At 32.3% G+C, this 11,223-nt stretch carries 9 protein-coding genes and 1 tRNA gene; 4 read left to right on the forward strand and 6 right to left on the reverse strand.

Going from position 1 to position 11,223, the window contains the following annotated elements:
• The first annotated feature begins 98 nt into the window (after positions 1-98).
• The 3 genes from I600_RS06205 to I600_RS06215 all read left to right on the forward strand — a co-directional run bounded on the left by I600_RS06205 (position 99) and on the right by I600_RS06215 (position 2,593).
• The gene (locus tag I600_RS06205) at positions 99-458 is read left to right on the forward strand and encodes a BlaI/MecI/CopY family transcriptional regulator (protein WP_058103602.1); all 360 of its coding nucleotides are present in this window, start codon (positions 99-101) and stop codon (positions 456-458) included.
• Positions 459-1,937 carry a M56 family metallopeptidase gene (locus I600_RS06210; RefSeq protein WP_058103603.1) on the forward strand — a complete coding sequence of 493 codons (1,479 nt, stop codon included), beginning with the start codon at positions 459-461 and terminating at the stop codon, positions 1,935-1,937. It begins immediately after the preceding gene.
• Positions 1,938-2,440: 503 nt separating this feature from the next.
• A complete protein-coding gene (locus I600_RS06215; RefSeq protein WP_058103604.1) occupies positions 2,441-2,593 on the forward strand; it encodes a hypothetical protein in 153 nt (50 codons plus the stop codon).
• Here I600_RS06215 and I600_RS06220 read toward each other — a convergent pair.
• Positions 2,590-3,102, reverse strand: coding sequence for an adenine phosphoribosyltransferase (locus I600_RS06220; RefSeq protein ID WP_058103605.1), 513 nt, complete (start codon positions 3,100-3,102; stop codon positions 2,590-2,592). The two genes, I600_RS06215 and I600_RS06220, sit on opposite strands and share 4 nt — an antisense overlap.
• 75 nt (positions 3,103-3,177) lie before the next feature.
• Between I600_RS06220 and I600_RS06225 the strand changes: the two genes are divergently transcribed.
• Positions 3,178-3,251: transfer RNA gene (locus tag I600_RS06225), tRNA-Arg, on the forward strand.
• A gap of 33 nt (positions 3,252-3,284) precedes the next feature.
• Here I600_RS06225 and I600_RS19460 read toward each other — a convergent pair.
• The 5 genes from I600_RS19460 to I600_RS06245 form a co-directional block, all read right to left on the reverse strand.
• Positions 3,285-3,455 (reverse strand): hypothetical protein, encoded by a 171-nt coding sequence (locus I600_RS19460; RefSeq protein WP_245188848.1) that lies wholly within the window; start codon positions 3,453-3,455, stop codon positions 3,285-3,287.
• Positions 3,456-3,467: 12 nt separating this feature from the next.
• A complete protein-coding gene (locus I600_RS06230; protein WP_245188849.1) occupies positions 3,468-4,421 on the reverse strand; it encodes a glycoside hydrolase family 88 protein in 954 nt (317 codons plus the stop codon).
• A 60-nt stretch (positions 4,422-4,481) separates the two neighbouring features.
• Positions 4,482-6,059, reverse strand: coding sequence for a solute:sodium symporter family transporter (locus tag I600_RS06235; RefSeq protein WP_058103606.1), 1,578 nt, complete (start codon positions 6,057-6,059; stop codon positions 4,482-4,484).
• Positions 6,060-6,153: 94 nt separating this feature from the next.
• A complete protein-coding gene (locus I600_RS06240; protein WP_058103607.1) occupies positions 6,154-7,032 on the reverse strand; it encodes an inositol oxygenase family protein in 879 nt (292 codons plus the stop codon).
• Positions 7,033-7,183: 151 nt separating this feature from the next.
• Positions 7,184-11,218 (reverse strand): hybrid sensor histidine kinase/response regulator transcription factor, encoded by a 4,035-nt coding sequence (locus I600_RS06245; RefSeq protein ID WP_058103608.1) that lies wholly within the window; start codon positions 11,216-11,218, stop codon positions 7,184-7,186.
• Positions 11,219-11,223: the final 5 nt, after the last annotated feature.

Below are 11,223 nucleotides of genomic sequence, written 5' to 3' on the forward strand. Positions count from 1 at the left end.
TTGACATCAATTGAAAACTAAAAATTTAGTTAAATAACTATTTTTATAGTTGTATAACTAAAAAAATAGTTTAATTTAGATGTATCAAAAGATAAGCAATGGAAAAACTTACAAATAAGGAAGAAGAGATCATGAAAATTCTTTGGCGCTTAAAAAAAGCTTTTGTCAAGGAAATTATGCAAGAAATAACGGAAAATAAGCCACATTATAATACCCTCTCCACTATTGTAAGAAACTTGGAAGAAAAGAAATTCGTAGGATTTACTGCCTATGGCAAAACACATCAATACCATCCTATCATAACCAAAGAAGCCTACTACAAAGCATATGTAAATGAAGACATGGTTGAATATTTTGACAATTCTTACAAGAACATTGTTTCTTTCTTTGCCAAAGAAGAAAAAATATCGGTAGACGAATTAAAAGAAATTATCAACCTTATTGAAAATGGAAAATAGATGGAAACTTTTTGTTACTATTTGCTAAAGTCCGGATTAGTACTTGGTCTCTTTTTTCTTTGCTATCAATTTTTGTTGAGCAGGGAAACCTTTTATACATTCAATAGATCTTTTCTGCTGTTAGGTTTGTTTACTTCTGTACTCTTTCCATTAATCTATATTACAAATACCATTACCCTACCCGTACAACACATAAGTGAGGCCACAAACAACATCATCTTGCCAAATGAACAAAACAATTTTATTGGCAACTCCCCATTTAATATTGCCCTAGCAATTTATGGTATAGGAGCCAGCTTATTTTTAACGAAATTCCTACTTCAAATTTATAAGCTTAGAAAGTTAATACAAAGCGGAAATAAGAAGCATATTGATAGCATTAGCCATATTGTCACAACAGATAATGTAACCCCTTTTTCCTTCTTTAAAGCTATTGTTTACAATCCTAGTTTGCACGATAAAAAGGAACTTAAAAACATTATTTCGCATGAAGAGGTCCATGCTCAACAAAAACATTCATATGATGTAGTCTTCATGGAGATTTTCTTAGCACTGCAATGGTTTAATCCTTTTGCATGGTATTATAGAATTGCAATAAAACAAAACTTAGAATTTCTAGCTGATACAGACAACAAAGAAATAAAGCTCAATAAAAAAGATTACCAATACATACTGTTGAAACAGGCTGTTGGTCAGCAAAATTTATCAATCATAAATCCATTTTTTAATTCATTAATCAAAAAGCGAATAGTCATGATCAATCAACAAAAATCAAAAAAAGTAAATGCAACCAAAAGTTTATTCATTCTACCTATGCTTGCATTATTTCTCATCAGTTTTAATACCAAAGAGGTGTATACCACCAATGAAAAAAATATTTCTGACAATACTATAGAAATACTTATAGACAAGAATACTACGGATGCTCAGCTGGTAAAAATCAAAAACGACTTGATCAAAGAAAGCTTTGATTTTTCTTATACCACGGTAAGAAATAAAAATTCAGAGATTCAAAATATATCTATAGAGATAAATGGTGGAAACAAAAACAAAGGTGAAGTCAGTAGCCGATTTAATTCAGCATCTGACAACGACACTATTGATAAAATTCATATCATTATAGATACCGATAAAAACAGCATATTTATTAGTCATGTAGATGTAGCCCATAATATTACTTCAGTTAAGAAAACTAGTAACAGTAATAATAATCAGCAAATTTCAATTTCCACATCTTCATCTGGCGAATATGATTTAAAAGTTACTGAAGAAACCGATAATGGCTTCAAGTTCATATCTGGCAATGGTAACAAAGAACCATTATTTTTTGTTGACGGAAAAAAATGGGAGTCGAAAGAGGTATCAAATTTAGACCCGAATAAAATTGCTTCAATGAATGTTATTAAAGGGCTAAGTGCTCAAGAGAAATATGGTGAAGATGGAAAAAACGGAGTTGTTGAAATTACATTGAAAAAGTAAAATCTGCGAATGCGTCTCTAATTAAAATCTAAAATCCGAAGAACTATTTACTTCGGATTTTTTTTGACACATAATGAAAGTATTCAAAATTTGAATTTTCATCTACTTTTTCGTCTACAAAATAATCTTTCGATTAAAACCGCCCCTTCATTTCTTACAATTATAAATCAAATAACACAATATGTTAACAATTTAAATATAAGATGTAGACATATTGTTTAAATTTAAAACAATTTCCATCATTTAACTTATAAATACATAGTCAATTGTATTAAAATAAGACCAATTTCTTGTTTAGGGAAATAGACTATAATATCTTGGTTGAACATTCAATAACCAACTAAATAATCGAAATCATGATAGCCTTAATTAAACTTATAATCATCTTTATTTTCAGCTTAATTATAAATATGGTATTCTTATAACCTGTAAGTTAAGATGTAAGCATAAGTGAGTTTTCTACCTTGTAGCATAATTATGTATTTTAGCATAAAACAGAAACCTTGAAAAATAAGTTCTATAAATTTATTGCCAAATTGAATAAGGCACTGCTTCCATCTTATAGTAAACAACGACTAGATTTATCTAAGGCAAGTAAGTTACAGATGGCAATCATTGGTTGGCGCTATTTTATTACCACCAAAGCACTAGATTAATATTTAAGTAAAGATTTTGCCTCATAGTCCTCTATTTTAGAAATACCTTCAAGAAAGGTTAACTCTATCAAAAAATTACACTGTACAATAGTACCTCCAAGTTTTTCTACCAATTTGCATGCAGCACTTGCCGTACCACCTGTTGCAAGAACATCATCATGAATCAATACCATATCACCTTTCTGTATACTATCCGTATGAATTTCCAGAGTATCCGTACCATATTCTAAATCATAAGTTTCACTCAAGGTTGTAGAAGGTAATTTCCCTGGTTTACGAATTGGCACAAATCCTGCATTTAATTTACTTGCTAGTATTGGACCAAAAATAAACCCTCTACTCTCCATCCCCACTACTTTGTCAATCTTTTGGCCGTTTACCAGTTGTGCCAATGCCTCTGTAGTTTTATTGAGCATTTCCGGGCTCTGTAACAGCGGAGTTATGTCCTTAAAAATGATTCCGTCTTTTGGAAAATTGGGTACATCTCTTATAAAGCTTTTAAAATCCATTTAATATTCTCTTCTTAATTTTGTGGTAAATGTAAAAAGAAATATATTTGCACCCCGTTAAGGGAAACAAATAACGGCCTCGTGGCGCAACTGAATAGCGCATCTGATTACGGCTCAGAAGGTTACAGGTTTGAATCCTGTCGAGGTCACTACAAAAAGCTCCATTCTCATGGAGCTTTTTTTTATTTTTTGTTCTTAATCCTAAGCATCAATTCTAAAAAGTAGTAATCTGCGTAGTTGATAGACACATCCATCTCATCCTTTTTAGGCCAATTACCCGTACTATGTTTTAAGATAAAAGGAGCTTCTATTTCAGATGGCAAAAGATATGCTTCACTTTTTAAAGTTTTCAACACCTTTTTTGATTATTTCAAATAAGCCTTTTCATTAGTAAAATTTGCTAGTTCTACAAATGCAGAAGCTACAATGGTTGCAGCGGAAACATCCTTAATAGTATTTGGTATACTTGGATCGTTAAAATCCCAAAATGGAATTCCGTCCTCCGATAAACTATTATGTTTTAAATAAAATTCCGCCGATTTCCTTGCCTGCTCTAAATAAACCGAATTGCCAGTATATCTATAGCACATTGTAAAGCCATAGATACCCCACGCCTGTCCCCTAGACCATGAAGAATTATCGTTATAACCTTGGTGCGTAACTTTATCTTTAGCCCTACCGGTAACGGTATCATAGACTACAACGTGAAAACTGCTATTATCTTCCCTAAAATGATTTTTTAAAGTGGAATTGGCATGCTGCACAGCAATTTTATGAAATGTGCTATCACCCGATATTTTAGTAGCCTCAAACAACAATTCTAGATTCATCATATTATCGATAATTACCGGAAACTCCCAAATATCCTTATTAAAGTCCCAAGAACGTATGCTACCTACTTTAACATTAAACCTGGTCACCAATGTTGTTGCACTTTCTATAATTACCTCTTTATACTTTTCATTACCGGTCACCACATACCCTTCTCCAAAACTGCAATATATTTTAAACCCCATATCATGGGTGCCATCATTATATTTTTCTTGTTCAATATAATCCGTTGTCTCCATTGCCTTGGATTTAAAGGCTGGCTTACCGGTTAATTTATACAATTGCCAGAGATTACCTGGGTAGAACCCACTTGTCCAGTCTTTTGAAGCTACTTTGAAAACTTTTTTGGTTTTAGGGTCATAACTTCTTGGGATGGAAATGGAATCTATAGGATAATCTAAAAATTTCTGATATCGAATTTGCAGAAGAGAATCTGCCGATATACGTAGTATACCTTCTTTTTTGTGAGGTATTTCTTTGCAAGACAACGAAGCTAAAGCAATTAAAATACAAAAGCCTTTACACCATATTTTACTTATAGCAACATATTAATTAGTACCTAGTAGCACATAAATTACTACTGTAATTATACACAACATTATTGCCATTGGTCTTGTGTATTGCCATTCTTTCATTTCTACATAATCATGATCTTCTTCTTTAAATGGTTGCCTATTAGGATAGAAATAGGAGACAATGAACATTACCAACATATTCAAGACAAATTCTATTCCCCAAATATGCACAAAATGAATATCTACTTTTAAGATAAAGGTTGTTAAAATATAGAAAGTCAAACCTATGACCAAAGCCACTTTTGCTGCTGTAGCGGAGATTTTCTTCAAAAAGAAACCTGCCAACATAATTGACGCTATTGGTATAAAGAAAATTCCATTAAGCTGCTGTAAAAGTTGGTATAATCCATCTGGAGCATTTGCTACCATTGGCGCTACTAAGATGGCAAATACCGCAAGAATGGTCGATGTCAGTTTCCCTATCCTAACCAATTTTTTATCACTGCTTTTTTTACCAAAATGTCTTTTAAAAACATCTATACTGAATATGGTTGCAGCACTATTTAACACACTATTGAAAGTACTTAATACGGCACCCATTATTATTGCAGCAAATACACCAACAAAACCAATAGGCAGTACTTTCTTTACTAACTCCGGATATATCATATCTTGATTATTGTACATAGAATCCCCAAAATAATAGAAGGCAATTACTCCAGGTAGAATTATGATAATAGGTACCAAAATCTTTAAAACACCTGTATAGAGTAATCCTTTTTGAGCTTCGACCAAATTCTTGGCGCCTAACGCACGCTGAATTATCGTTTGGTTCATGCTCCAGAAGTACAACTGATTAATGATCAAACCTGTAAAAAGTACCTCAAACGGCAGAACTGAATCTTTAACTCCAATGACATTGAATTTCTCTGGACTATGGTTAAACACCTTTGCCAAACCTAAAAACGGATTGCCATCACCAATACCTACCAGTGCTATAATTGGTATTGCCAGACCTCCAATTAACAATCCATATCCATTAATTGTATCTGAAACAGCTACCGCTTTCAACCCTCCAAATATGGCATATATGGATCCTAAAACACCAATACACACAACAGTTATCCAGAGCCCCTCTTCTTTTGATACATCCAAAACTTCAGATATATTAAAAATACTCTCAATATTAATTGCTCCCGTGTAAAGAACAATTGGTAGTAATGTAACCACAAATGATATCATTAGGAATAAAGCAACCAAAGTTCTGGTAGTACTATCAAACCTCTTCTCAAGATATTCTGGTATTGTAGTCAGTCCCATTTTTAAATACTTTGGAACAAAATAGATGGCAGCAGCAACTAAAGCCAACGCCGAAGTTACCTCCCAAGCAATAATTATAAATCCATTTTTATAAGACGATCCGTTCATACCAATTAAATGCTCGGTAGAAATATTGGTCAATAACATTGATCCGGCAATAACAACACCGGTTAAACTTCTTCCGCCGAGAAAATAACCATCTTTAGAATCTAATTTTTCTTTTCTCAGTTTATACCATGAATAAATTGCTACAAAAGCTGTAAAGGCAATAAAAGTAATAGCGGTGTACATATGAATTTGGTTAGGTTTAAAATTAAAATGGAAAGCAAAAAAAATGCTCTAGTAAAAAATGCTAGAGCATTGGCAAACTCAAATAATAATGAAATTAAAAACTCAACTTTTCAGGTAAGTACTTTGCTACCAACTCTTTGTAATAAGGCAGTAATTTTTTAGCATCGGGTGGCACAGGTGCTTTTGAATATAGATCGTAGGGATTAAATTTTTTGACCCACTCGAACATTTCAATGTCCTTTGCGGTCATTAAGTGCGTGTAATCATTTTCTCTATGTTGAGAATAAAAAGAATGGTACCTGATCATATAAAGGGCAGGTTCCGGCAAGTAATCTTTCATTATTTGATAAAGATATTCATCATGTCCCCAACTCATCTTTACATTGTCCAAGCCACAATTTGGCTCGTAGATACCGTATTTTGTATTATATTTACTATCAGTAGCATCAGGATTTGCGTTAAAAAATTCTGGATATACTATTTTATCGGAATAAGCACACCCAACAGGGAAGGTATCACCTACTACAGCCCATTGTGGTTCACCGAACAAACAAAGAATTTTTCCTAAATCATGAATAAAACCGGTAAGCACAAACCAATCTGGATGCCCATCTGCCCTTATTGCTTCAGATGTCTGTAATAAATGCTGTAGTTGGTCCAAATCTATATCTGGATCACTATCGTCTACCAATGTATTTAGAAAATCAACAGCCTCCCAAATTGACATTTCCTTCTTATTGAACTGTAAAAATTCTTTCTCCTTTTCAACTACAAAATCATAGGTTTGAAATTGATGATTTATCCTATAAAATTCTTTGACCGTATCTATTCTTTCTGAGTCTACATAATTTCTAAACTCCTCTTTTTCTTTTGTGGTTTCTTCTGGATCAGGATATCTCTCTAATAAGTTATCTTCCCAATCATCAATATTATCCATAGGATGATCTTGATTGTTGTTCAACGCTTTTTTCATAAAAGTCGATATTAAAGTTTTTGAATAAGTTGATTTGTTGTAATGATAGTACCACTATCTACATGCAATTTATCATATTAATATAATAATTAGATGGATAATACCACCATAAATATGGATTACATGCCAAACAATAAAAATATAAAAGATTCTATTTCAACAATTTACTAGGAGGGAAACCAAATTGCTTCTTAAAACACCTACTAAAATAAAGGGGATCATTGAACCCTACTAAATTGGTGACTTCAGACACATTGTATTTCTTTGATCTTAACAGCTTAGCAGATTTCTTTAATCTAATGGTTCGTATAAATTCATTAGGTGCCAAATCTGTAAGCTCTTTTATTTTTCGGTATAGTTTTGAAGAGCTCATACCTAATTCTTGACATAAAACATTAGTAGTTAAGTCAACATCATCAATATGTTCTTCAATGATATTGGTTACTTGGTCCATGAGTTCCCTATCAATTGGAGAATGGGTAAGTAAACCGACCTCACTTTCTACTTCATCAGAGAACTTTGCTTTGAGCTCTAAACGAGTTTTAATCGTATTTACAATTACAGATTTTAACAGCGATGGATCAAACGGCTTAACCAGGTATGAATCTGCACCAACATCATAGCCTTTGACTTTATCTTCATTCTCAGATAATGCCGTCAGTAAGATTACAGGTATATGACTAATAAACTCATCATTCTTTAGTTCATTGCAAAACTCTAGTCCGTCCATTATCGGCATCATTACATCTGCAACACATAACATTGGTTTTATTTTTCTACAAAGCTGCAAGCCTTCTTCACCATTCTCTGCCTCGTACACCTTATAATAGGTAGATAAGTAATCAATAAGATATTTTCTTAGCTCGGTATTATCTTCAATGACTAAAATTTTATCTTTAATATCAGTATTGGTCGTCTTTCTTTTAATAGGAACAATCGTTTCTGGTTCACTAATTTCTTTGTTAGAAATAAACTCGAACACTTCTTTTTTAGAATAACTCTCCCTATTTATAGGAATTTCAACTGTAAATGTACTACCCTCATTGGGTTTACTCTCAACAACTATGGTACCCTTATGTAATTCAACCAAAGATTTTACAAGAGAAAGACCAATACCGGAACCCGTATTATTTTCTTTACTATTTGTGGCTTGATAAAATCTTGTAAATATTTTTTCTTGACTTTTTAGTGGAATACCTATACCATCGTCACTTACTTCAATTACCAATGTATTTTCATCGTTCTCTTTAAGCTTAACGAACAAATCCACATGACCATATTTGTTGGTGAATTTGATGGCATTGGACAATAAGTTATATAAAATCTTATCAAATTTATCTCGGTCTATCCAACCAAAAAGATGTTCTACTTCGCTAATTATATTAAAATCTATTTGCTTGTTAAAAGCGAACTCTTTAAAAGAATCGAATGTATTTGTGGTGAACAATAATATGTCCGTTTTAGAAACTTTAAGCTTTAGTTCACCTGTTTGCGCTTTTCTAAAATCTAATACCTGATTGACTAAATTTAAAAGTCTACTGGCATTTTGATGAATTAAATTAAATCTACTTTTTTGATAGTCACTACTGTTCTCATTACTTTCTTCCAACAATTGTTTTGCTGGTCCTAAGATTAATGTCAACGGTGTTCTTAACTCATGAGATATATTGGTGAAGAATCTAAGTTTTTCATTGTTCAGTTTAATATCACGCTCTCTATTTACCTTTTCGGTAACCAATTCTTGCTTTAAGCGTAGCCTATTTTTCATTTCTTTTCTTATCAAATAAATTACCAAGACCAAAAATGCAAGAAATAGGATCAAAGCTTGATAGGTTAACCAAAAAGGAGGCTTTATGATAATGTTATATGAATTTACGTTACTCCAATAACCATCACTGTTGCTTGATTTTATTTTGAAAGTATATTCACCTGGAAACAGATTGGTGTATTGTACTGTTCGTGAATTGCTAGAAGTTGATATCCAGTCTTCATCAAAGCCTTCTAACATATACTCAAAGCTGTTCAGTTTTTCTTTAACGTATGAAGGTGTAGAGAATTGAAGTGAAAAATTTCTATTTTTATACTCTAAGGTTACATTCTTAATATCGTTTACATCCTTAAGCAATGGAATTTGACCATTGATTTCCACACCTGGTTCTATTACTTCATTTTGTATTTTAAACTCAGTAATTATAGGGGTTTTAGCTATTTTATTTTCACTTATAGCATGTGGAGAAAAATATATTATTCCGTTTTTACCACCTAAAAATATGTTTGAATCATCAAAATTGTAAAAACCACTAGAACTAAAAACATCTAATCTATTACCACTTTTTACATCATAAATATTATGACTCTTTAAATTAGATTTCAACCTGGCAACACTATTACTATTCATGTTGAACCAAATATCACCGTTTGTATAAGTGAGCATATCTGTTATCCACTTGTCGGCAAGCTCAGAAGGTTCATCTAACGGCACAAATTCTTTGGTATTGAAATCAAATAAATTAAGTCCTTTTCTTGTTGCCGCCCATAAGCGACCTTCATGATCTAACATAATATCACTTACATTATCATGAAGTAAACCAGCATCTGAGGTTGACGATGATGTATAATATTCAAAACTATTTTTACCTTTTAAATAATTAACTACACCTGTCTCTGTAGCAAACCAAATACTGGAATCATTCTGTTTTACAATTTCATTTATTTGGTATCCCTTTAAAAATATCTCTGTATCTGTACCGTTTTTAAGTTCTGTTGTATTCAATATCAGAGCCCCTTCTCCAAAAGACCCTACTAACAGCTGATCTTTTGCATATGTTTCAAAAGCAAAGATTGGCGATTGCTCAAAGCCGATATTGAATTCTTTTGATCTATTTTTTTTATAATCATACACCAATAACTTTCCGTTCCAAAGGCCACAGTAAAATGTTACCCCATCAATGGAATAAATGCTTGCTATATCTTTTTGGTTGTTATACAAGGGTAAAAAGGCATCTTCATTCGAGATAAAAAGTCCATTATGTCTTGTGGCAACTACAACTTTACCATCATAAGTTTTACTAAAACCTCTAATTCTTGGAACTTGATTATTAATATGTAGTGAAATATCCTTATTGCTATTAAATTGATTTTCAAACGGATCATACTTATCTAAACCATCTTCTGTACCGATCCATAACACTCCAGATGAATCAAAAAATAAGGCTGATACCAAATTATCTACCAAAGAAGTATCATCTGTCAATACTGAATAATGCCACTTATATTCACCTTTGGCAATATCTTCCAATTGATTACAAACTAATAACCCACCTAATGTACCTACCCAATATTTGCCATCATCTGCCTGTGTAACCGAAAGAAAATATGGACCCAACCCATCTCTGATCTCTGTATTTTCTATTTCCAGATTTACAAATTCATTTGACCCTTTGTTCAACTTATACAACCCTTCTCTAGTACCAATGAAGATATCTGACTTTGCATCTTCATATATAAAATTTAAATATGGATTTTTCTCTGTTGAATTTGGAATTGTAAGTGTATAAATATGTTTTTGGGAAATTTCACCCTTAGAATCTAACATTAATTTGGCTACACCGCCAGATTCGTAGCTACCGATCCAAATATTCCCATTTTTATCTTCAACAATTGCTTTTATGTAGTTGAAATTTTCAATTTGAACCTTTCTAAAAGTATTGGTCTCAACATGTAAGATATAGAGACCACTATTTTTTGTACCTACCCAAACTCTTTTAAACTTATCAACATAAACCGATCTTATTTCTCCTTCAGGAAGACTTTCACTATCGTTCCTATCAGGTAAATAGGTGTTAAACTTATGAGTATCCGTTTTGTATATTGAGAGTCCAACTCTTGTACCTATCCATAAATTATTAGAGTCCTCATCTAGAGATAAGGCCGTTATATCATCATTGTGCAGTTTAGACCCATCGTTAGAAGAGCTTAGGTAAGATTTAAACTCATAACCATCAAATCTATTTAGACCGGCAAATGTACCCAACCATAAAAATCCATGCTTATCTTGAACAATATGCCTAACAGCATTATGAGACAACCCACTGTCATCATTATAGTGCTCAAATTTTATATCTTGAGCAGTTACGCTTGTTGCTAATAAAATGATTAAGATAAATATGCTGAAAACATTTCGCATGTTTT

This window comes from Maribacter dokdonensis DSW-8 (assembly GCF_001447995.1).
Taxonomy (GTDB): Bacteria; Bacteroidota; Bacteroidia; order Flavobacteriales; family Flavobacteriaceae; genus Maribacter; species Maribacter dokdonensis.

Bases quoted from the DNA above. Each gene is read 5' to 3' on its own strand.
- I600_RS06205 (WP_058103602.1), top strand. From the start codon at position 99: ATGGAAAAACTTACAAATAAGGAAGAAGAGATCATGAAAATTCTTTGG.
- I600_RS06210 (WP_058103603.1), top strand. From the start codon at position 459: ATGGAAACTTTTTGTTACTATTTGCTAAAGTCCGGATTAGTACTTGGT.
- I600_RS06220 (WP_058103605.1), bottom strand. From the start codon at position 3,102: ATGGATTTTAAAAGCTTTATAAGAGATGTACCCAATTTTCCAAAAGAC.
- I600_RS06235 (WP_058103606.1), bottom strand. From the start codon at position 6,059: ATGTACACCGCTATTACTTTTATTGCCTTTACAGCTTTTGTAGCAATT.
- I600_RS06240 (WP_058103607.1), bottom strand. From the start codon at position 7,032: ATGAAAAAAGCGTTGAACAACAATCAAGATCATCCTATGGATAATATT.
- I600_RS06245 (WP_058103608.1), bottom strand. From the start codon at position 11,218: ATGCGAAATGTTTTCAGCATATTTATCTTAATCATTTTATTAGCAACA.